The organism is Janthinobacterium sp. PAMC25594, assembly GCF_019443505.1.
In the GTDB taxonomy this organism is placed as follows: Bacteria; Pseudomonadota; Gammaproteobacteria; order Burkholderiales; family Burkholderiaceae_D; genus Janthinobacterium.
In genome coordinates, this window is sequence record NZ_CP080377.1 from 4,264,875 (window position 1) to 4,291,204 (window position 26,330).

Here is a 26,330-nt window from a genome sequence, read left to right on the forward strand (position 1 = left end):
CTAGCGAGGTTACAGGGCCACCTTGCTGCCCTGTTCCTGCAATAGCGCCGCCTCGGCCAAGGCCTGGGCGCGCGCTTCCTCCGCCGCCTGTTCCGCTTTCTCCAGCGCATCATGGCGCGCCTGCAAGGCCGCCCGCGCGCGCACGAAGACGATCTTGATGGCCGCCATCACGGGCACGGACAGGAAGATGCCCACCACGCCCCCCAACTGGTCGCCGGCCAGCAAGCCGACGATCACCATCAGCGGGCTCACTTCCACGCCTTCGCTCATCAAATACGGGTTGAGCACGTAATCCTGGAACAAACGGTAGGCGGCGATAAAGCCGATCAGCCAGAACACGTGATCGAAGCCGCTGAAACCGGCCACGACCACGGCGATGACGGCGGCCGCCAGCGGGCCGGCAAACGGGATGAATTCCAGCAAGGCGGCGGCGCCCGCCAGCAGCAGGCTGTACGGTACGCCCATCAGGGAAAAGGCGATGCTGTAGGACACAAACGTGGCGATCGACAACAGCAGCAGGGCGCGGACATAGCGCGACAGCAGGATGTCGAGGTCATCGATGATGGCGCCCCAGAGCTTCTTGTTCGGTCGGTTCAGCAGGGACAGCAAGCCGTCGCGCATGTCCGGCCCCTCCTTGATCAGCAAAAAGCTCAGCACGGGCACCAGCACCAGATAGATCAGGTTGCTGGCCGCATGCATGACGGTCAAGCCCAGTTCCTTCGCCAGCGGCATGGCTTGTCCCGTACCGCTGCTCAGCTGTGTCTGCATGAACGACAGCAGGCGCGCGCGCAAGGGTTCCATGAATTCCGGCAAGGGGATGCGCTCGGCAAAATTATTGCCTTTAAGCAGTGTTGGCAATTGATCGCTGAGCTTGATCGCCTCTTCCTCGATGCGCGCCCCGAAGATGGAGCCCAGTATCGCCACCAGCAAGATCACCACCAGAAAAACGATGCCGATATTGGCCGTGCGCGGCAGGCGCTTCGGCCCATGGCGCTCCAGCAGCCCGATCAGTGGATACACGAGATAGCTGAAGAAAATGGCAAAGACCACCACGATCAGGGTCGACGAGACCTTGTAGGTGAGGAAGAGCAGGAAGGCGATGAGGAAAGCCGTCCACACCATCTTGGCAACACGCAAGTTAAAACCGAACATATGACTCCTTAGGGCAGGATGCTACGCAAGCGTGGCAGGCTTGAAGGGCAAGGTGGGCAAGGCAGGGATGAGGCCGCGCCGCACGGCCGGAAATCATACCGCAAAATGCCAAAATGCCATGCTCTTGTGCGTAATGGCAATGCTTTCCTTCTGTTTTCGCTTGCTTACTTTTTCTGCCAGCTGGCCACGGTGATCAACACGCCGTTTTCCTTGTCGGGCTCGCGCAAGGTCACCGTGTAGCGGCCGCTGGCATCGCTGCCCGTGAACACGACCTTATCGTCATGGCCCTGCACTTGGGCGCCCTTGGCCAGCTTGGCATAGGTGTTGAGCACCCAGTGGAAATCGGCATAGCTGCGCAGGGTGATGCTGGTGGCATCGGGCATGGCTTCGTCGCCGCTGGAACTGCTGTTCAGTTCTGCATTCGGCAGCAGCAGGTGCAGCAGGCTGGCGGGAAAGCCGGGCGGCACGTCGCGCTGTTCCCAGCCGGGCTGGCCGGGGCGCGTGGTGATGTATTCCACCGCAGCAATGCTTTGTCGTTGCTCCAGCGCAGCCTGTGCCAGCATGGGTGGTAGCTGCCGCGCCCATACCAGCAGCGGCGCGGCCATCTCGTCCTCCGCGCCCGGCGGTAAAAACAAGGTCAGCACGGCGTGGGTGGACGGCAGGCAGGCGGGGGCGCAATGGCCGTTGACGAGGCCCAGCGCCAACAGCTTGCGTTGCGGGTCGAACAGCATGGCGGCGCGCCACGCACCGCGCGTGCCGGCATCGATGGAGGCCAGCACCGAGCGCCCGTCGGGCAGCATGGTGCGCGTGATGTCGTCCAGTGACTGCATGCTGTCGAGCATCTGGCGCGCGATCAGGGTGTTGCCTTGCGTATAGCTGCCGCGCGCATAGCCGAGCAGCCTGAAGACGTCGGCACGGATCTCGGGATGCGCGCTCAGACGCAGCGGCGGCGATGGCACGGGCACGGTGGCGGCCACGAAAGCGGCATCCTCGGCGGACATGGCTTGCGCCATGCTTGAAAGCGGCAGGCACAGGGCGGCGCACAGCGACAGCATGCGCAGAGTGAATTTTCCTCGGGTGTTCAATGGCAATCCTTGTCGAGACGCCATGCCGATCCGCTTGCCGGCATGCGCGCGCCGCGATCTTAGCATTCCAGGAATGAAACGCTTTCTGCTAAGCTAGACTATTGAATCACTGTCCCTCTTGCCATCGCCAAGATCACCATTTCCTGCAGTATTCCCGTCGACGATGAAGTCGTGACCGAGTTCTTGTACAAGTACGTGCTCCACTCGCGTGTCGGCGCGGCCAGGAAATTGTGCATGGGAGAGAAGGGCTGTTTCTATACCTGCTCCTTGTATACGGACGAGCACGCCAAGGTGAGCCGTTTGATTCGCCGCATGCTGGCCTTCTTTGAAAGCAAGGACATCCCCTTGACCATCCTCAAGATCGGCGCCCAGGACAGCTGGGATGAGGTGGACCCCGAGCAGCGCGATCCCTGGAAGATTGCACCGCAAGCCTTGCTGGCGCTGCTCGATGCAGCACCGGACGGCGTTGTTCAGGCGGCATTGAGCACGTAGCGGTTCTTGCCGTTTTTCTTGGCCTGGTACAAGGATTCACCGGCACGCCGGTAGCTGTGCGACAAGTCCGTTTCCTTGAGCATTTCCGCCATGCCGATGCTGACGGACACCTTGCGTTCCGGCACGAAAGCCGCCTCGACGCTGTCGACCAGCTGCGCGGCAAAGGCGCAGGCCGCGTTCTTTTCGCCCAGGTAAATGATGGCGAATTCTTCGCCGCCCAGGCGGCCGCACAGGTGCTCGCCACACAGCCCCGCGATGACGTCGGCGATCTTTTTCAGCACCTCGTCGCCTGCGTCATGGCCGTACACGTCGTTGATTTGCTTGAAGTCGTCGATATCGATCATCAGAAAATAGGCGGGTGTGTGCGCCGTACGCTGCAGGATGCGGGCGCTTTGCGTAAACATGCGCCGGTTGTTGAGCCCGGTCAAGCCATCCTTGTAGGCCATCGTCGCCAGTTCGCGCTGGGAGCGGTAGTTATGGATGCGCAAGACGAGAAAATAGATATTCAGCGCCAGGCCGATGATCACGCTGATGGTGACGGCCAGCACGGGCCAATGCTGGTCGGCCTGGCCCGCATGCACGGGAAACTGCCCCAGCCCTACGATGGCCCATACGCCCAGCGAGACGCCCAGGTAATACGCGATGCCGCTGAAGATGGGGGCCGTCGTCAGCGTGATCATCACGCCCAGTGGCAACACCCAAAAAGCGGGATCTTCCGTGCCCAGCATCAGCACGCGAAAGCCGAAAGCGATGAACAGCACGCTGATGGTGCCGCTGACGATGATGGCCTGCAGCGACCTGGCATACACGGTCAGCAGCAACCCCACCAGCATACCCGCCACGCCCAGCGCCGCCTGCGCATGATCGAGCGAAGCGCGCGACAAGGTCAGGCTGAACGTGACCAGCCAGCAAGCCAGGCCAAACGTCAGGATAGCTATCGAAATGAAATGCAATTCCTTGAAAAAGCGCTGCTGCTGCTCCCGTTCTCCTGAAAAGAACAGGTAATAGAAGGCAGGAGACAGGCTGCGCGAAGAGAACATTGCATTTGTCCAGGCAGACAACAAGCCTTGCGGCAGGGACGCCTCCCGGCAACGGCAGGCGGCTTGGCACGCGTACAAAAGTAGTTGCGCTCAGGAACTAGTGTACTGGTTTTTTGGGGGGAGTGGGAGCTAGTGAGGAAATCCGTTGTATCAGTAGGTGCTACCCCAGCAGCTCTGTGTACATGGTCGCCAAGTAGAATTGCTGCGGGCTGCTGGCGATCATGCTCAACACCGCTCCATGCAACGTCGCCAGGGAAAGTGGTCGATTGCTGGTGAGCGGTGACCTTGCCACGCTGGGGCCGTAGCGCCTCACCATTGTCGCCAATGGCATGTTGAATGCCCACTGAAGACGCGTATGCTGGAGCTGAATACCCTGCTGGATGTCTATCTGTTTAGAATTGGGTGATCATATTCCTATTCGCAGCTTGCCCTACTTCAAAGCCAGGCGCCTGTTGAGTACACTGTTGATTCCTGTCACCTCACCGCCAGCGCCATGACCCAAGCCCTTCACAGCCGAGCCCGCACCACCCACCTGATCCGGGAAGAAATCCGCAACTCGACACTGCCCCAACGGGAGCTTGCCGAGCGCTATAACGTGAGCCGCCTGACGATCCGTAAATGGCAGAACCGCGACAGCGCCGAGGACCGTTCGCACCGGCCCCACACCATGCATACGACGCTGACGCCAGCGCAGGAACTGGTCGTCATCGCGCTACGCACCACCTTGCTTTTGCCCACCGACGACTTGCTGGCGGTGGCGCGTGAGTTCGTCAACCCGGCGCTTTCGCGTGGCGCCCTGGGCCGCTGCTTGCGGCGCCATGGTGTCTCCAGTTTGCTTAAAATGGCCGCACTCGAAGACGACAAACCGGTTACCAAAAAGTCGTTCAAGGACTACGAGCCGGGCTTTTTACATATGGATATCAAGTACTTACCGCAGATGCTCGATGAAACCGAACGCCGTTACCTGTTCGTCGCCATTGACCGCGCCACACGCTGGGTCTTCATGGAAATCTATGCCAACCAGTCCGACAGCAGCAGTACCGACTTCCTGCTCAAACTGAAAAATGCTTGCCCGATCACCATCGTCAAACTACTCACTGACAACGGCAGCCAGTTCACCGACCGTTTTACCAGCAAGAAAAAAGACCCTGTCAGCGGCGACCGTATCCCGAGCGGCAAGCATGTCTTTGACGTGCTGTGCAAGCAATTGGTGATCGAACATCGATTGATTCCGCCGCGTCACCCGCAAACCAACGGCATGGTCGAACGCTTCAATGGCCGTATCAGCGAGGTCGTCAACCAGACTCGTTTCGGCTCCCGGGCCGAACTGGAATCGACGCTGCGCAATTACCTGAAAATCTACAACCACAACATTCCCCAGCGCGCCTTGGATAACGCAACACCGATTCAGGCGATGAAGAAATGGCAGGAGAAAAAGCCGGAATTATTCGTTAAACGCGTATATAACCAGGCCGGTCTTGACAATTAAGCTCCTCGATAAGCGCGTCATCAAGATCCAGGGCCAAAACCACACTTCGGATCTTAGTAAGGGCCGCTGCGCAGGCACTACGCTTGTCACTCGCGACTTTTGCCACGTTTTCCTGGACGTACGCTTCAAATCGCTGCATGAGAGCTGCTGCATCAGGTTCAACCTTCTGTTGGCACAGCACGCATTGGCTGTCTTCATGAATATGCGGGAAGTCTTTTCCAGGGTAAGCGGCACCTGTTGAGAATTCTTTGGTAGCCTGGAATAAGGCTTTCCATATGATATCTCCAGTGCCGGGCAATAACGCCTCGCCTGATCGCAGTGCAGTTGCGGCGGCAATTTCGGCTGCAAGCGCTGTCTGTGTCTCTGTATCCATCGTGCGCAGTTTTTGGATTGATTCGTCCTTGACCCAAGCTGTCGCTGATTCGATTTTCGTTTTGAGTGCCGTCATTCGGGCAGCCGCTAGTTTGAATTCCTTCGCCTTCGCCTTCGGATCGCTCTCATTCAGTGTTTTTTCGAGATCCGCCATTTTTTTCGTATCGTCGGCGCTCATCTGCGCTAGCGCATCGACGTCGGCAGCTGTTGTTTTTTCGCTGAGAGAGGAAATGAGTGTTCCGACCTTAGTAGTGCCAACGAGATGGTTAAATGCCTCTTTCGTTGTCGCGGTAGCCAGGATTTCCGCGTTGAGCTTTTCAAGGATTTTCGGAAGAACGATTTGGGCCAAGTTCTCCACTACGTCGAGGCCGAACGGCAGATAGGCGATTTCCTGGTGCTGGTCAAGATACGCGCGTGCGCAATGCGTATCGAAAACGGCGACCGTAGCAAGCTCAGCTGGGGAAGCCTTCCCCTTTTGCCAGCTTACAGTGGACGATTTTCCACCAAGCTGGATTTCAAAGGACGCCTGCGGTATCAAGGTGGCCGATGCCTTGCTCATCGCATTGGGCCGTACGTCTTCGTTGGAGTCCCGGCTGCGGCAGGCACGTTTCAGGACGCGCGCATAACCTGACTTGCCAGAGCCATTTCCCCCATAGATTACGGTCAGTCCTTTCGGCGCGAATGAGAGAGTTTGGCTTGCTGCTAGGCGATTGACATTCTTTACATCCCGAAGCGCCGTTAGAACTACCGCAGCATCTTTGGAGGCTGTCACTGGAAGGTGTTGTTGATCCAACGGTTCCGGCTTCCGGTTGTTCGGATCCGGAAGCCCGGCACTGTCTTTCAGCATCGCGTAGAGATCATCTAGGGCCGTAGTGGTGAGCGTCTGTTGGAATAGGCGTCTGGCTGCGTCCTGCTGCCAAGGTTTGAGGTCGGCTTTTGACCAAGCCAGAATTTCGTCCAGTAGCGCCATGGTTTTCTTTCTTATAGGATATTTTAAGATTGCATTAAATATACCTTATCCCAGCAGTGACATTGCTATTCGTGCTCTCCTTATCCCTGTCAAACCCTTTTGCTTCAGCACCTCGTGGTTTTTCCGGCGCTATTTCGATATGTGCCTGCTGTTTGTGGAAGTCGATCTCGCGTTCTGCCATTTCGCTTACGATTTGACGGGAAGGGCGCGACCGACTTGTACCGTTCGTTCTACTTCGAACTCTCTGTGCGCAACAGATGCGTTATGTAACGCCCGATCAAGTACGGAGCGGCTTGCCAACCAAAAACCTGTAGTGGCTCTGCTCGACGGCAGCAAATTGTCCAAGCAAGTTGTTAATATTATCGCGGCTGATGATGCTTGACGTGAAAAAAGGCTCCTCGGAGCCTTTTTCCATTAACTGTGTCATTGGTTTTTCACTTACTTGGCACAGTTTGCACTTTCTGTGTCACCCGACATCGCAGTTACACGTCAATATTCCCCGCGCGCAACGCGTTGTTTTCAATAAACGCACGGCGTGGTTCCACGTCGTCGCCCATCAAGGTCGTGAAGATTTGATCCGCCGCAATCGCGTCTTCGATCTGCACTTTCAACAAGCGGCGCACGGTCGGGTCCATCGTGGTTTCCCACAGCTGATCTGGGTTCATCTCGCCCAGACCTTTGTAGCGTTGTTTCGAAACCGTGCGTTCGGCTTCGTCGCGCAGCCATTGCATGGCCTGGTGGAAGTCGACCACGGCGATTTCCTTCATGCGCTCGCCTTCGCCGCGGCGCACGAAGGCGCCTTCGCCGATCAGGCCTTCGAAGGTGGCGGCGCCGCTGCTCAGCACGGCGTAGTCCGGGCCTTGCACGAAGTCGGCGTCGATGGCCGTCACTTTGATGTTGCCGTGGTGCATGCGCTCGATGCGCAGCATGTGTTTTTCCGACAAATCGTCGGAACGCACATGTACGCGCACGGCGCTGTCGTTGATGGCCGTCTGCAGGGCCAGGGCGGAGGTTTCCGCCAGGTCCAGGGTCGACAGGTCCAGTTGCACGCCCGTCATGATGGCCGTCAGGGCGGCGCGGTCGATGACGCGCGTCAGACGCGTCATGATGGTGTTCGACAGGTTGAACTTGCGCACCAGTTCCGTCAGCGTTTCGCCGGAAATGCCTTCCGCGCCTGTGCGCGGCACCAGCACGGCCGTGTTCAGCGCCACCGTCATCATGTAGCTCGCTTCTTCGGCGTCATCTTTCAGATAGCGCTCGTCGCGGCCCGATTTCACTTTGTACAGCGGCGGTTGCGCGATGTAGATGTGGCCGCGCTCGACCAGTTGCGGCATCTGGCGGTAGAACAGGGTCAGCAGCAGGGTACGGATGTGGGCGCCGTCGACGTCCGCATCGGTCATGATGATGATGCGGTGGTAGCGCAGCTTTTCGACGTTGAATTCGTCCGGTCCGATCGAGGTGCCGAGGGTGGCGATCAGGGTGGTGATCTGCTCGGACGACAGCATTTTCTCGAAACGGGCTTTTTCCACGTTCAGCACTTTACCGCGCAGCGGCAGAATCGCCTGGAACTTGCGGTCGCGTCCTTGTTTTGCCGAGCCACCTGCCGAGTCACCCTCGACGATGTACAGTTCGCACAGGGCCGGGTCTTTTTCCTGGCAGTCGGCCAGCTTGGCCGACAGGCCCAGGCCGTCCATGATGCCTTTGCGGCGCGTCAAGTCGCGGGCCTTGCGGGCCGCTTCACGGGCGCGTGCCGCTTCGACGATCTTGCCGCAAATGATCTTGGCGTCGTTCGGTTTTTCTTGCAGGTAATCGGCCAGGGTCTTGGCGACGATCTCTTCCACTGGGCCGCGCACTTCCGACGATACCAGCTTGTCTTTCGTCTGCGACGAGAATTTCGGTTCCGGCACTTTGACCGACAGGACGCAGGTCAAGCCTTCGCGCATGTCGTCGCCGCTGATTTCCACTTTCGCCTTTTTGGCGAACTCGTGTTCATCGATGTATTTGTTGATCACGCGCGTCATGGCCGCGCGCAAGCCCGTCAGGTGGGTGCCGCCGTCGCGTTGCGGGATGTTATTCGTAAAGCACAGCACCTGTTCATTGTAGGCATCGTTCCACTGCATCGACACGTCGACCGAGATGTTCGTGCCCTGGTCCGACAGGCGCTCGCCCGTGGCCTGGAAAATGGTCGGGTGCAAGACCGACTTGGCCTTGTTGATGTACTCGACGAAACCGCGCGTGCCGCCTTCGAAGGCGAAGATTTCTTCCTTGCCCGTGCGCTGGTCGGACAATTTGATCTTGACGCCATTGTTCAGGAAGGACAGTTCGCGGATGCGCTTGGCCAGGATTTCGTAGTGGAATTCCACATGCGTGAAAATCTCTTCATCGGCCCAGAAATGCACGTCGGTGCCGCGCTTGTCCGTGTCGCCGATGACCTTGATCGGCGAGGTGGCGATGTCGCCCACCATGACGATCTGGCGGTCTTGCGGCACGCCGCGCACGAATTCCATGTGATGCACTTTGCCATCGCGGCGGATGGTCAGTTTCAGCAATTTCGACAGACCATTGACGCAGGACACACCCACGCCATGCAGACCGCCCGATACCTTGTACGAGTTCTGGTCGAACTTGCCGCCCGCGTGCAGCTCGGTCATGACGATTTCCGCCGCCGAACGCTTCGGATCGTGCTTGTCGTCCATTTTCAGGCCGGTCGGCACGCCGCGGCCATTGTCGGTGATCGAGATCGAATTGTCGCTGTGGATGGTGACGTGGATGTCGGTGCAGTGGCCGGCCAGCGATTCATCGATGGAGTTGTCCAGCACTTCGAATACCAGGTGGTGCAAGCCGGTGCCGTCCGAGGTGTCGCCAATGTACATGCCCGGGCGTTTGCGCACGGCTTCCAGGCCTTCCAGGATCTGGATGGAGGAGGCGCCGTATTCTTCCGTGATGGCCTGGATCGGGGTGTCTTGTGGATTCTCGGACATGGACTGCTTTCTCAAATAACGATTGCTGATTGATTCGGGGCTGCTGGCTGATGACCGTAGGTCGGGTTAGCCGGAACGGCGTAACCCGACAGACGGCGCTCAGCATGTCGGATTACGCTGCGCTAATCCGACCTACGTCACTGCTGTGGTCTTTAGATCCGCATCGGCATGACGACATACTTGAAGTCGGCATTGTCCGGGATGGAGATCAGGGCGGACGAGTTCGAGTCGCCCAGCGCGATGTTGACGTATTCGCATTTCAGGTTGTTCAGCACGTCCAGCAGATACGTCACGTTGAAGCCGATGTCGACGGAATCGCCGCCGTAGTCGATTTCCAGCTCTTCGACGGCTTCTTCCTGGTCCGCATTGGTCGAGCTGATCTTCATGCTGCCCGGGGTGATGATGCAGCGCACGCCCTTGAACTTGTCGCTGGTCATGATGGCGGCACGTTGCAGCGAGCGCAGCAGTTCATCGCGGCCGATGGTGAAGTCGTTTTTGTAGCCTTTTGGAATCACGCGCGTGTAGTCGGGGAACTTGCCTTCCACCAGCTTCGAGATCAGCTCGATGTCGGCAAAGGTCAGTTTCACCTGATTGGCGGCGATGTCCAGCTGCACCGGCTCATCGTTCTCTTCCAGCAAGCGCTGCAGTTCGATGATGGTCTTGCGCGGAATAATCACTTCCTGGCGCGCGAACGTCTGCTCGGTGGCGACCTGGCAAAACGCCAGGCGGTGGCCATCGGTGGCCACGGCGATGACATTATTGCCATCCAGAACCAGCAGCAAGCCGTTCAGGTAGTAGCGGATGTCTTGCTGCGCCATCGAGAAATGCACCATGTTGAACAGGTGCTTCAGCGTTTTCTGCGGCAGGGTGACGCTGGCGTTGTAGCTTTCCGCCTGTTGCACGGTAGGAAACTCTTCCGCCGCCAGGGTTTGCAGCGCGAAGCGCGATTTGCCCGTTTGCACGGTCAGGCGCTTGTTCAGCAGGGTCATCGTGACGTCGCCCGATTCGGGCAGGGCGCGCAAAATGTCCAGCAGCTTGCGCGCGGCCACGGTGGTGCCGGTCACGTCCGCGCCGGAACCGATTTCCGCGTGCGTGGTGATCTGCACTTCGGTGTCGGTGGACAGGAAGGAGACATTTTCACCGTCTTTGCGGATGAGGATATTGGCCAGAATCGGCATAGTGTGCCGACGCTCGACAATACCGCTCACGATCTGCAGTGGCCGGAGAAGGGTATCTCGGGTGGTTTTGACCAATTGCATATTTATCCTCAATGTATAGGTTGAACAGTACGACGTTTAACGTATTAATTTAACAATTGTTACCATAGGGAGCCCCGACAGACCGGCTGCGGCGCCCTCCCAGATGATAAGGGTAAAGCACGTTTTGAGCCAGTCTTGCCAAATGGTGCTTAGCCCTTCAAGGTTTGCTCCAGCACATGCAATTCGTGGTTGCATTCCGGGTTCTTGGTGCGGTCCAGTGCGATCTTGCGCACGGCATGCAGCACCGTGGTGTGGTCGCGGCCGCCGAACAGCTCGCCGATTTCCGGCAGGCTCTTCTGTGTCAATTCCTTGGCCAGGTACATGGCGATCTGGCGCGGCCGGGCGATATTCGCGGGCCGGCGCTTCGAATACATGTCGGCCACCTTGATATTGAAGAAGTCGGCCACCGTTTTCTGGATGTTTTCCACGGAAATCTGGCGGTTTTGCACCGACAGCAAGTCCTTCAGGGCTTCCTTGACGATATCGATCGTGATGTCCTTGCCATGGAAACGCGAATACGCCAGAATTTTGCGCAGCGCGCCTTCGAGCTCGCGCACGTTCGAGCGCAAGTGCTTGGCGACAAAGAAGGCCACGTCGTCGGAGAAGGTCACGCCTTCCTGCTTGGCTTTTTTCAGCAGAATCGCCACGCGCATTTCCAGTTCCGGCGGCTCGATGGCCACCGTCAGGCCCGAGTCGAAGCGCGAAATCAGGCGGTCATCCATGCCCGTGATTTCCTTCGGATAGGTATCCGAGGTGATGATGATCTGTTTCTTCGCGGCAATTAATGCCTCGAACGCATAGAAAAACTCTTCCTGCGTGCGGCTCTTGCCGCCGAAGAACTGAATATCATCGATCAGCAGCATGTCGAGCGAGTGATAGTAGTGCTTGAAATCGTCAAAACCCTTGCGCTGGTAAGCGGTCACTACGTCGCGAACATACTGTTCCGCGTGGATGTAGCGGATTTTCGCGCCCGGATTGTCGGCCATCACCTGGTTGCCGATGGCGTGGATCAAGTGGGTCTTACCCAGGCCGACGCCGCCGTAGAAGAACAGCGGGTTATACGACACACCCGGATTGTTCGCCACCTGGATGGCGGCGGCGCGCGCCAGCTGGTTGGCCTTGCCGGTCACGAAGCTGTCGAAGGTCAGGTCGGTGTTGATGCGGCTCTGCTCGCGACGCGGCGCGGCGCCGATGCTCAGTTCCGGCACGCTGGGCTGCGGTTCCGCGGCGCGCGCGCTGGGCGCGCCGCCATTCGGATCGCTGGCCGGGGTGCTGGCGGTGACGGGTTTCTTCGGCAGGGCCAGGCGCGGGTCGAGCACGAACTGCACTTCCGTGGGCGCTTCGAAGTACTGTATGGCCAGCGCAGTGATGCGGTTGGCGAACTGGGTCTTGACCCAATCGAGCTTGAAGCGATTGGGCGCAGCAATGCGCAGCTTGCCCTCTTCGTAATCGAGAGGGATAAGCGGTTTGATCCACGCACTGAATTGTTGCGGTGTCAGCTCCAGTTCCAACTGCGCGGAACAGGCCTGCCAGAAATTATCCATGTATGTCTATGTGAAAAGGTGTGGGAGGGCGTATCGATTCTGCCCTGCGTTCACCGTGTTGCAAGGCCGGCGTCGCGCGAGGGCTCGCCACACGTAACGCGCTATTCTACTCCCGACTGCCAAAGTTATCCACAGGCACGGCTGTTATTTTTCTGTGGCGGGGTGGGGCGCCGTGTGTATAAGAGGCGACTTATCCCCCGGTTATCCCGTTGCAGACAGTGCTGGCGCGGCCTGTGGCGGGGGCTTGCCGGCGGATGGGGTTCGACGCGAAAATTTCCGGGCGATCACGGCAATCCTTGACAAGAGGGGGGCATATGCTGAATAATTCAGGGTTCCCCGCCCGTATTCCGTGTTTATTCATTTGGAACGACAATATGGACTAAGCGTGGATTAAGCGGGCGATGAGATTGGCCAGCTTGTGCCTTGGCATAAGTGCGCGATTGTCATTGGCACCAAAAACTGACGGGACGTCAGACCCGATTTTGCATTTTTTTTGTTTTTAGCGAGACCAACATGAAACGTACTTACCAACCTTCCGTCGTTCGCCGCAAGCGTACGCACGGCTTCCGCGCTCGTATGGCTACCCGTGGTGGCCGTGATGTGCTCAACGCACGTCGCGCAAAGGGCCGCAAACGTCTGGCCGTATAGGCTTGTCGTTGACAGCTGATCGCGTGGCTAGCTGTACTCCAGTCGGCAATCAACGCGAAGGTTCACACGACTTCGCGCGCGTTCGGCGTATCGTTAAAACGGATGAATTTTCATCCGTTTTTCGTTTGCGCCCTTCGCAAAAAACAGCGCATTTTGTGCTGTACACCCGACACAATCAATTGCCGCATGCGCGGCTGGGCGTCGTTGTGGCGAAGCGTTTCGCGCCACGCGCGGCGACCCGCAACACGATCAAGCGCGTCACGCGCGAGCTGTTTCGCAACAGCGCGATGCCGCCGGTCGACTGCGTGGTGCGTTTATCGCGCGCCGTCAACAGCAAGGATGGCCCGGCCACCACGACTCGGCTCAAAGCCGAGCTGCGTGAAGAATTGGGCCGCCTGTTCGCGGCGCAAATCGCCGCCCAGGCCCGTTCTGTTGCTGCGCCACCACCGTCCGCGCCATGAAAACCCTGCTGCTGTTCCTGCTGCGTGCTTATCAGTTGCTGATCAGCCCCATGCTGGGACAGAATTGCCGTTTCTATCCGAGCTGTTCGCATTACGCGATGGAAGCGCTGCGCGTGCACGGTACTGCCAAGGGCAGCCTGCTGGCTGCCAAGCGGCTGTGCCGTTGCCACCCCTGGAATGAAGGGGGCGTCGACCCGGTGCCGCCGGCCGATTGCAAACAATCTTCAACGACCGCTTGCGGTTGCAACCACTCCTGACAAATACCCTAATGGATATCAATAAACGTACCATCCTGTGGATCGTGTTTTCCGTCTCGCTGGTAATTCTCTGGAACGAATGGATGATCTCGAACGGCAAGCCGTCGATGTTCTCCGCGAACACGGAACAAACCGCCAAGGCGCCTGCGACCCCTGCCAAGACGGATGCCCTGGCTGCCTCGGCTGCGGCAGGCGTGCCTGCCCTGCCGGGTGAGGCTGTCGATCCCGCCGCGTTCAAGCGCGAAGTGATTACCATCACCACCGACGTCATCAAGGTCGACATCGACACCCTGGGCGGCCAGGTCAAGCGTCTGGAATTGCTGAAATTCAAGGGCGCGGGCAATCCGGGCTGGTTCGGCGGCTGCTTCGGCCTGTTCAAATGGTGCCAGCCTGACGAAGGCAAGCAAAACGAAGTGCTGTTCGACGAAGGCGCGAACCACACCTATCTGGCGCAATCGGGCTTGGTCGGCGGTCCTTTCCCCACCCATGCGAGCGGTTTCACCGTACAGCCTGGCGTGCGCACCATCGGTGACGGCAAGCAAGTGCAACTGGTGATGGAAGCGGTCGAAGGCGGCGTCAAGCTGACCAAGACGTTTACGTTCAAGCGCGGCGACTACGTCATCGATGTGCGCCACGACGTGGCCAACGTGGGCGCGGCGCCTGTTACGCCACAGCTGTATCTGCAACTGACGCATGATGGCAACAAGCCGGTCGGCGACTCGTTCTTCAACAGCAGCTTCACGGGCCCGACCCTGTACACGCCGCAAGACAAGTACCAGAAGCTGACGTTCGAGAAAATCGAAAAAGCCGCTGCGGAAGACGAGAAGAAGGGCAACGACAACGCCATGAAGGGCCTGCATCCGGCCACGGCGAATGGCGGCTGGTTTGCGATTTCGCAACATTTCTTCGTTTCCGCTTTTGTTCCGCCTGAAAACGTCAAGCGCGACATCTTCACCAAGAAGGTCGGCCCTAACCTGTACGCCATCGGTAACGTGCTGCCCCTGCCTACCCTGGCGCCAGGCGCCACGGCCAGCATGGACAGCAAGCTGTACTCGGGTCCGCAAATCGCGCACCTGCTGGAAAACGTTTCGCCTGGCCTGGAACTGGTCAAGGATTACGGCTGGCTGACCATCATCGCCAAGCCGATCTTCTGGGTCATGGAACACATCCACAGCGTGCTGGGCAACTGGGGCTGGACCATCATCGCCTTCACGATCCTGATCAAGCTGGCGTTCTTCCCCCTGTCGGCCGCCGGCTACCGCAGCATGGCCAAGATGAAACTGGTCACGCCGAAGATGCAAGCGATCCGCGAGCGCTACAAAGGCGACCCGCAAAAGATGAACCAGGCCACGATGGAGCTGTACAAGACGGAAAAGATCAATCCGCTGGGCGGCTGCCTGCCGATCCTGATCCAGATGCCCGTCTTTATCGCCCTGTACTGGGTACTGAACGCGTCCGTGGAAATCCGCGGCGCGCCATGGATCGGCTGGATCACCGACCTGGCCCAGCATGACCCATGGTGCATCCTGCCGGTGCTGTACGCGATCTCGATGTACATCACGACCAAGCTGAACCCGGCCCCGGCCGATCCGATGCAAGCGAAGATGATGCTGTTCATGCCGTTGGCATTCTCGGTGATGTTCTTCTTCTTCCCGTCGGGCTTGGTACTCTACTGGGTCGTCAACAACGTCCTGTCGATCGGCCAGCAATGGGTGATCACCAAGAAATACGCGCCTGCCGCCAAGTAATTCCGGCCAGCGAACAGAAAGCCCGCCTAGTGCGGGCTTTTTAATTCTTGTAGGTCGGATTAGCGTGGCAAGGCCACGCTAATCCGACACTATCGCCAGCGTGTGCTGCGTCGGCTTACGCGCTGCGCGCTAAGCCGACCTACGTTGCCGCACCTTCCCTTGCCGTACCTATTACAATATCCCCATGAAACTCGACTCTTCCCCTATCGCCGCCATCGCCACCGCCCCCGGGCGCGGCGGCATCGGCGTGGTACGCGCCTCCGGCAAAAACCTCGCGCCTTTGATGACGGCCCTGTTCGGCGCGCAACAGCTGAAACCGCGCCACGCCACCTATCTGCCCTTCACGGAAGCCGATGGCAGCATCATCGACCAGGGCATCGCCATCCACTTCAAGGGCCCGCATTCCTACACGGGCGAAGACGTGCTGGAATTGCAGGGGCACGGCGGCCCCATCGTGTTGCAGCTGCTGCTGGCGCGCGTGCTGGAAGCGGGCAAGGACAACGGCTTGCGCCTGGCCGAACCGGGCGAATTTACGCGCCGCGCCTTTTTGAATGACAAGCTGGACCTGGCGCAAGCCGAGGCCGTGGCCGACCTGATCGACGCTTCCACGGAAGCGGCCGCCAAGTCCGCCTCGCAATCGCTGTCGGGCGCATTTTCGAACACCATCCACGCGCTGGTGGAACAGGTGACGGGTTTAAGGATGCTGGTCGAGGCGACCCTGGACTTCCCGGAAGAGGAAATCGATTTCCTGGAAAAATCGAATGCGCGTGGTCAATTAAAAGCCGTCATCGAAGCGCTGAATAAAGTGTTTGCGCAGGCGGCGCAGGGCGCGCTGCTGCGCGAAGGCCTGAACGTGGTGCTGGCGGGCCAGCCGAACGTCGGCAAATCGTCGTTGCTGAACGCGCTGGCCGGCGCCGACGTGGCGATCGTCACGCCGATCGCCGGCACCACGCGCGACAAGGTCAGCGAAACCATCCAGATCGAAGGCATTCCGCTCAACATCATCGACACGGCCGGCATCCGCAGCGCGGGCGACACCATCGATGCCGTCGAGCGCATCGGCATCGAGCGCACCTGGGGCGAGATCGGCAAGGCCGACGTCATCCTGCACCTGCTTGACGCAGATCATGGCCCGACTTTGGCCGATGAAACCATCGTCGCCGCCTTCCCCGCAGGCGTGCCCGTGGTGCGCGTGTGGAACAAGATTGATCTTTCTGGCCACAAGCCCGGCGTGGATGCCTTGCCGGATGCCACGCACGTGTATCTGTCGGCGCACGAGCACATCGGCATCGACTTGCTGCGCGCCGAGCTCTTGCGCATCGCCGGCTGGCAGCAGACGGGCGAATCGCTGTACCTGGCGCGCGAACGCCATTTGATCGCCTTGAAATCGGCCGGTAAGCACCTGGACATCGCCGCCGCGCACGCGGCGCAGGATGACCAGTCGCTGGACCTGTTCGCCGAAGAACTGCGCCTGGCGCAGGTGCAGTTGTCGAGCATCACGGGCGAATTCTCACCTGACGATCTGCTGGGCGTGATCTTCAGCCGCTTCTGCATCGGCAAATAAGGAGGGTTTGATGAAGCTGGTGCCTGTTCTGCTGTTCAGTTGTCTGCCCCTGCTGGCTGGTGCGCAGGAAAAATTGCCGCAGGACGTGGCGCAGTTTGTCGATAACGCCCAGATGTGCGAGCATTTTGCCGGCGAGTGGGATGACAACGACAAGGCGCGCCAGCGCGAGATCACGCAAGCCATCGAGCAATCATGCGGGCTTGCGCAACGGCAGTGGAAGCGCCTGGCCGCCAAGTATGCGGCGCAGCCGAAGTTGCAGAAAATTATAGACGCACAGGCCAATGACGCGGTGCGCAGCTACCGGAAGTCACGCTAGCATCTGCCTCGTTGAGAAATGTCATGGAGTCCAAACTGCGCTGACGTAATCTTGCTGAGCGGCCTTGAAGTGCCGCTAGGAAAGGAAGCGCCATGGACAGCAAACAGCCGGATGTCGTGGAATGCGAGGATGAGGTAATGGCGCGACCACTGCCTGCCATGCCGGAATTGATCGCCTCCTTGCCGCCGAAAGGTGCATGTTGGTACTGCGACAAGCCGCTCGATGCCGTGCGCCGTTTCTGTTGCAAGAGTTGTGGCGTGGCGTATGCGGAAGAGGCGCAGTACAATAGCTGAGTGGTAGCGGGCTGAGCGCTAGCGCCGCCGCCATAGGGTGTGAATTGCTGGTATTGCGACAAGCCGCTCGATGCCGTGCGCCGTTTCTGTTGCAAGAGTTGTTGCGTGGCGTATGCGGAAGAGGCGCAGTACAACAGCTGAGCGCTAGCGGCGCCGCAGCAGCGCCGCCAGGGCGCCGTCGAAATCGAACTCGTGCGCGGCGGCCGCCACTTCCTGGTAGACGTGCACGCCCAGGCTGGCGGCCAGCAGGCTGGCCGAGTTTTCCAGGATGTCGATGGCCGCGCCATCGCCTTCGCGCAGATGGCTGGCCAGGCGCGCCAGCAGCAGTTGGATGGCGGGCGCGGCCGGGTCGGGCGCCACGTCCTGCGCCGCCGTGTGGGTGGTCTCCGGCGTGCCCAGCATGCTGCTGACCGCGCCGAGCAATTGATCCTGCGCCAGTTCCAGTTGCAGCATCTGCCGGGCCAGGTCGGGCGCCTGCGCACGCAGTGCCGACTCCAGGGTTGTCGCCAGGCCGTGTACGTGGTGCGCGCCGATCATGCCTGCGGCGCCTTTCAGGGTATGCGCCTTCAGGCGCGCGGAAGCATAGTTGCCGGTATCGAATTCGGCGCGGATCTGGCACGGCGTGGTGCCGTGGTCATGCAGGAAGCGGCGCAGGATTTTCAGATACAGGATGCGGTCGCCCATGATGCGGCCCAGTCCGTTCTCGACGTCGAGAATACGGACCATGTCGGATGCCGCTACGGCGGCATCATCATCGCAAGTGGCGTGTGGTTTCAGCATGCTGTGCAGAGAGCCCCAAAACTTGTCACTGTCGTAAAGCAGGAACCGCTATTTTACATCCTGTCGTGCTCGACACCGCGCCCGCTTGGCGCCAGCCTGCCGTCTAGCGTGTCGTGAAGGTCCAGCTGCGCGTGACGTTCGCGCCATTGACTTTGCCGATGAAACTCACGTCATAGGTGGTGGCCGCCAGCAGGGGCGCCAGCGGGATGATGGCGGCCACCGAGCGTGATGTATTGCTGGCATCGGTTTCCTTGCTGAGCAGGCGTACCGTCAGGTCCGTTCCTGCGCCATGCTGGCGCACGGTGAACGCCGTCACGCTGAGGGTGGCATCGAAATTCGCATGGACGCTGATGGGGTAGCCGACCACGTCCTGGTTGGGCACGGGATCGGGTTCCTCTTCATTGCTGGAGAAACTGGTGGCGACCTTGGTCTGTCCGTTGAACGGGTAGCTGATGATCTGTCCGGCCGGCAAGCCGGGGCCATAGCGGCTATTGCCCGCCAGGTCGGTAGTGAAATAGGCGTAGCCGCTGTTGTTGACGGCCGCACCGGCGCCGCCTTCCTTGAACGTCGGTTCAAAGATGAGGAAGCGGTGGTACACGGCCGTGATCAGGTTTTCCGCCATGTAGAAACCGGAGTTGGTCGCCACGCCCGCGATGACTTCGCCCCAGACGGAAGTGACGCCATAGCCTGACGCGGTCAGGCGGTCGTACAGTGTTTCGCCGGTAAAGCCGGGTTTGCCTTTAATTTGATTGTGCACCACCACATTATTGATGTTCAGATAATTGGAGTGGCCGAGTGCCGCGTTGTCGATCAGACTATTGCGCACCAGCGGCGCCAGGCCGATCTGGCCGCGCCGGTAATTGATCCAGTTGAAGCCATCGGTGGCGATATTGTTGCTGAGGACGGGAGCGCCCGGCTCCTGTACCAGCTGCCCGGCCGGGGTCGAGGTGCCTTGCGCAGCATTGCTGCTGTCGCTGCCGCCTCCGCCGCAGGCGCTCAGCAGGGCTGCGCTCAGCAGGGCGGGTATCCAGTATTTCCAACGCAGTGACGAGACAATCAAGTTGACTCCTGTATAGGTAGGCGGACAGCGGTGGGGTCGGCGTGCTGCCCTGTAAAACGATTCTAAGGTATTTTGATAGCGCGTAGAGTATCCATGAAAAGATATGTCGCGCTCGTGCGGAGACGCTCCCGCCGCTGCGCAGGGTAGAATGGGCGTAGCGCAGCGTTTGCCGCTGCATTGCCTCATCCCGCTACTTTGATTGCCCATACATTTGAACACCTTGCCCAAGTCGCGCCTGCAGCGCGCCAAATACGCCTTGCCCAGCATGGTGACTTTGCTGTCGATAGCCTGCGGCTTTGCCAGCATCGTCATTTCCGTCGATAACGCCCCGGTGGGCGACGCGGATGCCTATCGCCTGGCGGCCGCGCTGCTGGTGCTGGCGGGCGTGTTCGATGCGCTCGACGGCTATGTGGCGCGCCTGACGAACACCAGTTCGCAGTTTGGCGTGCAGCTCGATTCCATCGCCGACGTGATGAATTTTGGCTGCGCCCCCGCCGTCTTGTTGTACTGCTATGGTTTTGTGCAGATGGGCGTGCACGATCCGCTGCTGCTGCGCTTTGGCGGCATGGCCAGCTTCTTCTTCGTCGCCTGCGGCGCCATGCGCCTGGCGCGCTTCAATGTGAACGTGGGACATACCGACCCCATGTATTTCGTCGGCATGCCGATCACGGCTGGCGCCGCCTGCGTGGCGGCCGTGGTGGTGGCCTGGCCGGCGCCCATCGATTCCATGCTGCACAGCTATCTGTTGATGCTGCTGCTGGTGGGCGTGGGCAGCCTGATGGTGTCGACCTTGCGTTTCCCCAGCTCCAAGCAAAAGAAAAGCCTGGCCGCGCTGCTGGTGCTGATCCTTGCCATCGCCCTGCTGGTGTGGCTGAAGACCAGTTTCTTCGCGCTGTTCTTCGCCGTCTACATCGCCGCCACCCTGGCGCTGAACCTGGCGTGGTATCTGGGCTGGCGCGGTATTGCGCTACCGCAGGTGTTCAACGATCCCGACGAGATCGATTAATCTCAGGCCACCTCGTGCCCGCGCGCGGCGCGCAGGATGGCGAACCAGTCGCTGCGGCTGAGCGAAAATTGCGTGCCTTCCACGGCCACGCCCACCGCTTCGATGCGGCCCGTGCCCGTCAGCGGCAGGGGGCGGCATGGCAATTGCATGATCCAGGCAAACACCACGCTGGCAAACGGCCGCTGCAGCTGGTCGGCGATCTGCTTGATGACATTGCGCAAATTTTCCACATTCGCATCGCCGCCCTGGAACAGCCGGCCGCCGGCCAGCGGCGACCAGATCATCGGCGCCACCCCCACGTCTTGCAAGCCGTCGAAGGTTTCGTCGAACAGGGGCGCCACGTGCAGCGGTGAAAATTCCACCTGGTTCGTCACCAGCGGGAAGCGCCGGTGCAGGCATTCGAACTGGTGGCGGCTGAAGTTTGACACGCCAAAGTGCAGTACCTTGCCATCTTGCTGCAATTGGCTGAAGGCGTCGGCGATCTCGTCGAAATCCATCAGCGGATCGGGACGATGGATCAGCAGCAAGTCCAGGCGGTCCGTGTGCAGCTGGCGCAAGGTCTGTTCCACGGAACTGGTGATGTGCGCCGCGCTCGTGTCGTAATGCTGGATGGCATGGCCGGGGCGGTGCGGCGACAGCAGCTTGATGCCGCACTTGCTGACGAGTTCCATCTTGTCGCGCAAGCCCGGCTGCAGGGCCAGCGCTTCGCCGAACAAGCCTTCGGCGCTGTAGTCGCCATAGATATCGGCATGGTCGAAACTCGATACGCCCAGCGCCAGACATTGCTCGATGAAGGCCAGGCGCTGCTGCGCCGACATATTCCACTCGCCGATGCGCCACATGCCAGCGACAATGCGCGACAGTTCGGGACCGTTGCTGCTTAAACGGCTGCGCGGCGCTTGCAGGCTGGCGGGAAATACATGGCTCATGGGCTGGCTTTCTGGTGGTGGCGTGAGGGGATACGCCACGATTATAGCCAGCTAAGCTAGAGCATGCTGCGGATGAAGCGGCAGCACCGCTCCTGCAAGGCATCGTCGAGCTGGCCGCCCAGTTGCATCTGGTACACCAGCGCCGACTGCAGCATGAAGGCGAACAGGCGCAGGTCGAGGTCGGCGCGCACGCCGATGTTGAGCAGGCGCTGCACCACCAGGGTGATCCACGGCGCGACGATCTGCTCGCGAAAGCGCAGCTGCGCCGCCGCGTCATTGTGGATCAGCACCAGCAGGTCGCAGGTGAAGCGGCCGTCGGCGTTCAGGTTGTCGAAGATGCGCGCGCAGATCGCCTCGATTTCCTGGCCGTCCGGCATGTCGAGCGCGCGCTGCAGCTTTTCCGCCGTGCGCTTGACGAGCGCGTCGAGCAGCATGTCTTCGCGCCGCGGCCAGCGCCGGTAGATCGTCTGGCGCCCCACGCCGGCCACGTCGGCCACCATCTGTATCGTCACCGCTTCCAGCCCATGTTGCCGGACCAGCGTGACGATCGCTTCCAGTACCGCATCTTCCACGCCCGCCTTGCGCGGGCGGCCACGCACCGCTGCCTCTTTTTTGATCACGTCCAACCTGTCTCTGAATGTTTCTTTTAATTATGGTACGATGCGCACCGTAAATGCAAAACAACTGCTTGTCAATCATCTTGGTCAATTAACCGACAGGCGGATGCGCCGCGATACCCCAGTCATCTCTACGTGAAATCTGCCATCTCAGCGGCGCGTGCCCGCATTTTCTTTCTGACTCCCACATCCATCACTGTGGCGGCTCGTGCCGCCTGAGGACAACCTATGAAAATCATCGGGATTTCGCCCCATCGGCGTAATTTCCTGCGCAAGGCCGTTGGCGCAGCACCTGCCGTGGCTTTGCTGGCCGGCGCCGGCGGCGGCCTGGCCATGGCCGTCTCCAAGGACCAGCCTGCCTACAAACCGCGCTTTTTCGACGCCACCGAGTGGGCCACCCTGAGCGCGCTGGTCGACCGCCTGATCCCCGCCGACGCCGAAGGGCCGGGCGCGCTGGAATCGGGCGCGCATGAATTCATCGATGCGCAGATGAACACGCCGTACGCATATGGCGCGCTGTGGTTCATGCAGGGGCCGTTCGTGCCCTCGATCGAACAGTTCGGCTACCAGTTCCACATGGCGCCGCGCGAGCTGTACAAAAGTGCGCTGGCCGGCGTCAATGCGGTCGTGCAGAAACAGTCCGGCAAGCCTTTCGTGCAGCTGAACGCGGCCGAGCGCGACGCCGTCATCACGCAATTGCAAAAGGGGACGTTGGACATCGGCGCAGTGCCGTCGAAAATCTTCTTCAACCAGCTGCTGCAAAACACGCGCGAAGGCTATTTTTGTGATCCCGTGCATGGCGGCAACAAGGACATGCTGGCCTGGAAGATGGTGGGCTTCCCCGGCGCACGCGCCGACTACATGGATTGGGTGGAGCAGTACGGCAAGAAATACCCGTTGCCTCCAGTATCCATCGCCTGAAAACGTCCATGGCGGCGTTGCACTGCCTGGTCGTACTAGCGTACTGCCTGCGGCAATGCGCCTTGCCCTGAACCTTTTCAGTTATTCGTAGCAGATCAAAGAAAAAGAAAAACCATCATGAGTGATATCAAACCCGATGTAAAAATGAAGCCTGTCGATGCCGTGATTGTGGGCTTCGGCTGGACCGGCGCCATCATGGCCAAGGAATTGACGGAAGCGGGCCTGAACGTGGTCGCGCTGGAACGCGGCGAGTACCGCGACACCTATCCCGACGGCGCCTATCCGAAGACCCTCGACGAGCTGACCTATATCCAGCGCAGCAAGCTGTTCCAGGATATGTCGAAGAGCACGTTCACCTTCCGCCACAGCATCACGGGCGTGGCCGTGCCCTACCGCCAGATCGGCGCCTTCAAACCGGGCACGGGCGTGGGCGGCGCGGGCTTGCACTGGTCGGGCATGCACTGGCGCGTCCTGCCGGAAGAGCTGCAGATCCGCAGCCACTACGAACGCCGTTACGGCAAGAAATTCATCCCCGAAGGCATGACGATCCAGGACTTTGGCGTGACTTACGCCGAGCTGGAGCCGCACTTCGATTTCGTCGAGAAAGTCTTCGGCACCTCGGGCCAGGCGTATAAAGTCAACGGCATCGTCGTCGGCGACGGCAATGTGTTCGAGGCCGACCGCTCCGACAATTACGCGCTGGCGCCGCAAAAAGTGCCGTACACGGCCGAGCTGTTCCGCCGCGCGGCCAAGGCCGTCGGCTACCACCCGTTCGTCAACGCCTCGTCGAACGCCTCCGGCCCGTACACGAATCCGTACGGCTGCCAGATGGGGCCGTGCAACTTCTGCGGTTTCTGCTCCGGCTATGCCTGCTACAACTATTCGAAGGCTTCGCCCAACGTCAACATCATGCCGGCCCTGCGCATGGTGGCCAACTTCGAGTTGCGCGCCAACTGCAACGTCGTGCGCATCAACCTCGACAGCAGTAAAAAACGCGCAACGGGCGTGACCTACATCAATGCGGATGGCAAGGCCGTCGAGCAACCGGCCGACCTGGTCATCGCCAGTGCCTTTGCCTACAACAACGCGCATCTGTTTTTGCTGTCCGGCATCGGCCAGCCGTATGACCCCGTCAGCAATGAAGGCGTGGTGGGGCGCAATATCGCTTACCAGATGATGTCCACCATCCAGACTTTCTTCAAGGAAGACACTAACACGAATCCCTTCATCGGTGCCGGCGGCACCGGCGTCGCGCTCGATGACTGGAATGGCGACAATTTCGACCATGGCCCGCTGGGCTTTGTGGGCGGCTCGCCCGCCTGGTGCAACCCGGCCGGCTCCAAGCCCATCTCGGGGATTGCCACGCCGGACGGCACGCCCGCCTGGGGTTCGGCCTGGAAAAAGGCCGTCAAGAAGAGCTATTTGAACACGGTCTCGTTCGATTGCCACGGCGCCAACATGACTTACCGCGACTGCTATGTCGACCTCGACCCGACCTACACGGACAAGTTCGGCCAGCAATTGCTGCGCTTTACCTTCGACTGGAAGGAAAATGACATCAAGATGAGCCGTTTCGTCACCGACAAGATGATGAAGGTGGCCGAAGCCATGAATCCCGAGTCGATCAAGGTGTCCGTCAAGAACGTGGGCGACCACCTCGACTTGCGCAACTACCAGACCACCCACTGGGCGGGCGGCACGGCCATGGGCGCGGACCGCAAGACCAGCGTCGTCAACCGCTACCTGCAGAGCTGGGACGTGCACAACGTGTTTGCCGTCGGTTCCAGCGTGTTCCCGGTCGGCATCGGCTACAACCCGACGGGCCTCGCTTGCGCGCTGACCTACTGGTCGGCCAAGGCCATCCGCGAGCAATACCTGAAAGATCCCCGTCCCCTGGTCGCCTGATAAAGAACAAGAAGATGAACAACACATTCACCACCACCGTGGGCGCGCTGCTGCTGGCGCTCGCCGCCATCACCCCCAGTACTGCCTGGTCGGCTGCCGCCACCGTCCCGAACGCCCAGCTGATACGCCAGGGCGAATACCTGGCCCGCGCGGGCGACTGCATCGCCTGCCATACGGCCGGCACGAAGGGTAAACCGTTCGCGGGCGGCCTGGGCATGGAAACGCCGATCGGCAAGGTGTATTCCACCAACATCACGCCCGATAAAAAGGCCGGTATCGGCGACTGGAGCTTTGCCGATTTCGACAAGCTGATGCGCACCGGCGTGACCAAACACGGCTACACCGTGTATCCGGCCATGCCGTATCCATCGTATTCGCGCCTGAGCGAGGCGGACATGCAGGCGCTGTATGCCTACTTCATGCATGGCGTGAAAGCGGACCCGACGCCGAACAAGGCGGCCGACATTCCGTGGCCGCTGTCGATGCGTTTCCCGTTGACCATCTGGCGCTGGGCGTTTGCTCCCACGCCGCAGCCATATAAAACGCCGGTGACGGGTGACGCGCAATTGCTGCGAGGCGCCTACCTGGTGCAGGGCCTGGGCCACTGCGGCGCCTGCCACACGGCGCGCGGCGTGGGCATGCAGGAAAAATCGCTGACGGATGAGGGCAACACCACCTTCCTGGCGGGCGGCGGCGTGATCGACGGCTGGTCCGTGCCATCGTTGCGCAATGAACATGGCGGCGGCCTGGCGCGCTGGAGCGCGGCGCAGATCGCCGAATTCCTGAAGACGGGCCGCAACAGCCATACGGCATCGTTTGGCGCCATGAACGACGTGGTGGCCCATTCCATGCAGCACATGACGGATGGCGACCTGGCGGCGATGGCGAAATACCTGAAGTCCTTGCCGCCATCGAATCCGGCCACGCCCGCCTTCGTGGCCGATGACAAGTTGGGTAAGCAGTTGTTCAGCGGCATCGTCAACTCCAAGGGCGCGCAGTTGTACCTGGACCGCTGCGCCGGTTGCCACCGTTCCGACGGCAAGGGCTACGACAAGGCTTTCCCTGCGCTGGCCGGTAACGCCGTGCTGCAGACCAACGATCCCACGTCGGCCATCAATATCGTGTTGTCGGGCGGCGCCGTGCCGGCCACGCGCACGGCGCCGTCGGCGCTGACGATGGCGCCATATGCCGACATCTTCAATGATGAGCAGACCGCGCAGGTGGTGACGTTCATCCAGACCAGCTGGGGCAACCGCGGCACACCGGTGACGGCGGCGCAGGTAGCCAAGGTGCGCAAGCTGTCCGTGCCGGTGGAGCCATCGCAGACGGAAGCGACGTTTGCGGCAGGCCGTCATGGTACCTTTCCGCCTGTGGCGCGCCAGCCGCACCTGAAGGATGCGCCAGCGAAGTAAAGTTGACGGACGAAAAAAATGCCCGCAGC

The 26,330-nt window shown here is 60.2% G+C and carries 24 protein-coding genes; 13 read left to right on the forward strand and 11 right to left on the reverse strand.

Going from position 1 to position 26,330, the window contains the following annotated elements; translation table 11 throughout:
- Positions 1-9 precede the first annotated feature (9 nt).
- Positions 10-1,152, reverse strand: coding sequence for an AI-2E family transporter (locus tag KY494_RS19115; RefSeq protein ID WP_219135793.1), 1,143 nt, complete (start codon positions 1,150-1,152; stop codon positions 10-12).
- Between the two features lie 164 nt (positions 1,153-1,316).
- A complete protein-coding gene (locus KY494_RS19120) occupies positions 1,317-2,237 on the reverse strand; it encodes a hypothetical protein (RefSeq protein ID WP_219887867.1) in 921 nt (306 codons plus the stop codon).
- A gap of 171 nt (positions 2,238-2,408) precedes the next feature.
- Here KY494_RS19120 and KY494_RS19125 point away from each other — a divergent pair, with 171 nt between their 5' ends.
- Positions 2,409-2,729 (forward strand): hypothetical protein, encoded by a 321-nt coding sequence (locus KY494_RS19125; RefSeq protein ID WP_219887868.1) that lies wholly within the window; start codon positions 2,409-2,411, stop codon positions 2,727-2,729.
- Here the strand turns inward: KY494_RS19125 and KY494_RS19130 are convergent.
- On the reverse strand, positions 2,708-3,769 hold the full coding sequence (locus KY494_RS19130; RefSeq protein WP_219887869.1) for a GGDEF domain-containing protein: 1,062 nt from the start codon (positions 3,767-3,769) through the stop codon (positions 2,708-2,710). The genes KY494_RS19125 and KY494_RS19130 overlap by 22 nt on opposite strands.
- Positions 3,770-4,262: 493 nt before the next feature.
- Between KY494_RS19130 and KY494_RS19135 the strand changes: the two genes are divergently transcribed.
- Complete coding sequence (locus KY494_RS19135) at positions 4,263-5,258, forward strand: IS481 family transposase (RefSeq protein WP_219887870.1); 996 nt, start codon at positions 4,263-4,265, stop codon at positions 5,256-5,258.
- Here KY494_RS19135 and KY494_RS19140 read toward each other — a convergent pair.
- From KY494_RS19140 to dnaA, 4 genes are all read right to left on the reverse strand, one after another.
- On the reverse strand, positions 5,221-6,600 hold the full coding sequence (locus tag KY494_RS19140) for a hypothetical protein (protein ID WP_219887871.1): 1,380 nt from the start codon (positions 6,598-6,600) through the stop codon (positions 5,221-5,223). The two genes, KY494_RS19135 and KY494_RS19140, sit on opposite strands and share 38 nt — an antisense overlap.
- 482 nt (positions 6,601-7,082) lie before the next feature.
- Entirely contained in the window at positions 7,083-9,581 is a 2,499-nt protein-coding gene (gyrB, locus tag KY494_RS19145; RefSeq protein ID WP_219887872.1) for a DNA topoisomerase (ATP-hydrolyzing) subunit B, read from the reverse strand.
- Between the two features lie 152 nt (positions 9,582-9,733).
- The gene (dnaN, locus tag KY494_RS19150; RefSeq protein WP_034754341.1) at positions 9,734-10,840 is read right to left on the reverse strand and encodes a DNA polymerase III subunit beta; all 1,107 of its coding nucleotides are present in this window, start codon (positions 10,838-10,840) and stop codon (positions 9,734-9,736) included.
- 149 nt (positions 10,841-10,989) lie between these two features.
- Positions 10,990-12,384, reverse strand: coding sequence for a chromosomal replication initiator protein DnaA (gene dnaA, locus KY494_RS19155; protein WP_219135787.1), 1,395 nt, complete (start codon positions 12,382-12,384; stop codon positions 10,990-10,992).
- Positions 12,385-12,897: 513 nt separating this feature from the next.
- Between dnaA and rpmH the strand changes: the two genes are divergently transcribed.
- The 7 genes from rpmH to KY494_RS19190 all read left to right on the forward strand — a co-directional run bounded on the left by rpmH (position 12,898) and on the right by KY494_RS19190 (position 17,671).
- The gene (gene rpmH, locus KY494_RS19160) at positions 12,898-13,032 is read left to right on the forward strand and encodes a 50S ribosomal protein L34 (protein WP_010401996.1); all 135 of its coding nucleotides are present in this window, start codon (positions 12,898-12,900) and stop codon (positions 13,030-13,032) included.
- An 8-nt stretch (positions 13,033-13,040) separates the two neighbouring features.
- Positions 13,041-13,493 (forward strand): ribonuclease P protein component, encoded by a 453-nt coding sequence (rnpA, locus tag KY494_RS19165; RefSeq protein WP_257572227.1) that lies wholly within the window; start codon positions 13,041-13,043, stop codon positions 13,491-13,493.
- Entirely contained in the window at positions 13,490-13,750 is a 261-nt protein-coding gene (gene yidD, locus KY494_RS19170; RefSeq protein ID WP_010401993.1) for a membrane protein insertion efficiency factor YidD, read from the forward strand. The genes rnpA and yidD overlap by 4 nt, the downstream gene beginning before the upstream one ends.
- Positions 13,751-13,761: 11 nt before the next feature.
- Positions 13,762-15,498, forward strand: coding sequence for a membrane protein insertase YidC (gene yidC, locus KY494_RS19175; RefSeq protein WP_219887873.1), 1,737 nt, complete (start codon positions 13,762-13,764; stop codon positions 15,496-15,498).
- 184 nt (positions 15,499-15,682) lie between these two features.
- Positions 15,683-17,062 carry a tRNA uridine-5-carboxymethylaminomethyl(34) synthesis GTPase MnmE gene (gene mnmE / locus KY494_RS19180; protein WP_219887874.1) on the forward strand — a complete coding sequence of 460 codons (1,380 nt, stop codon included), beginning with the start codon at positions 15,683-15,685 and terminating at the stop codon, positions 17,060-17,062.
- 10 nt (positions 17,063-17,072) lie between these two features.
- Complete coding sequence (locus tag KY494_RS19185) at positions 17,073-17,378, forward strand: hypothetical protein (RefSeq protein ID WP_219887875.1); 306 nt, start codon at positions 17,073-17,075, stop codon at positions 17,376-17,378.
- Positions 17,379-17,470: 92 nt separating this feature from the next.
- Positions 17,471-17,671: a hypothetical protein gene (locus KY494_RS19190; RefSeq protein WP_219135782.1), complete on the forward strand. Its 201-nt coding sequence runs from the start codon at positions 17,471-17,473 to the stop codon at positions 17,669-17,671.
- A 144-nt stretch (positions 17,672-17,815) separates the two neighbouring features.
- Here the strand turns inward: KY494_RS19190 and KY494_RS19195 are convergent, their stop codons facing one another.
- Together KY494_RS19195 and KY494_RS19200 are read right to left on the reverse strand one after the other, a co-directional pair.
- Positions 17,816-18,451, reverse strand: coding sequence for an Hpt domain-containing protein (locus KY494_RS19195; protein ID WP_219887876.1), 636 nt, complete (start codon positions 18,449-18,451; stop codon positions 17,816-17,818).
- 103 nt (positions 18,452-18,554) lie between these two features.
- Positions 18,555-19,511: a CAP domain-containing protein gene (locus KY494_RS19200; RefSeq protein ID WP_308836391.1), complete on the reverse strand. Its 957-nt coding sequence runs from the start codon at positions 19,509-19,511 to the stop codon at positions 18,555-18,557.
- A gap of 265 nt (positions 19,512-19,776) precedes the next feature.
- Here KY494_RS19200 and pssA point away from each other — a divergent pair, with 265 nt between their 5' ends.
- On the forward strand, positions 19,777-20,517 hold the full coding sequence (gene pssA / locus KY494_RS19205) for a CDP-diacylglycerol--serine O-phosphatidyltransferase (RefSeq protein WP_257572245.1): 741 nt from the start codon (positions 19,777-19,779) through the stop codon (positions 20,515-20,517).
- 2 nt (positions 20,518-20,519) lie between these two features.
- Here the strand turns inward: pssA and KY494_RS19210 are convergent, their stop codons facing one another.
- Together KY494_RS19210 and KY494_RS19215 are read right to left on the reverse strand one after the other, a co-directional pair.
- Positions 20,520-21,446, reverse strand: a complete 927-nt coding sequence (locus tag KY494_RS19210; protein ID WP_219887877.1) for an aldo/keto reductase family oxidoreductase — start codon at positions 21,444-21,446, stop codon at positions 20,520-20,522.
- A 56-nt stretch (positions 21,447-21,502) separates the two neighbouring features.
- A complete protein-coding gene (locus tag KY494_RS19215) occupies positions 21,503-22,066 on the reverse strand; it encodes a TetR/AcrR family transcriptional regulator (protein ID WP_219887878.1) in 564 nt (187 codons plus the stop codon).
- A 225-nt stretch (positions 22,067-22,291) separates the two neighbouring features.
- On the opposite strand from KY494_RS19215, the gene KY494_RS19220 reads away from it, so the two are divergent.
- From KY494_RS19220 to KY494_RS19230, 3 genes are all read left to right on the forward strand, one after another.
- A complete protein-coding gene (locus KY494_RS19220) occupies positions 22,292-22,984 on the forward strand; it encodes a gluconate 2-dehydrogenase subunit 3 family protein (RefSeq protein ID WP_219887879.1) in 693 nt (230 codons plus the stop codon).
- A gap of 117 nt (positions 22,985-23,101) precedes the next feature.
- Entirely contained in the window at positions 23,102-24,889 is a 1,788-nt protein-coding gene (locus KY494_RS19225; protein ID WP_258194329.1) for a GMC family oxidoreductase, read from the forward strand.
- 14 nt (positions 24,890-24,903) lie between these two features.
- Positions 24,904-26,301 carry a cytochrome c gene (locus tag KY494_RS19230; RefSeq protein WP_219887880.1) on the forward strand — a complete coding sequence of 466 codons (1,398 nt, stop codon included), beginning with the start codon at positions 24,904-24,906 and terminating at the stop codon, positions 26,299-26,301.
- Positions 26,302-26,330 lie beyond the last annotated feature (29 nt).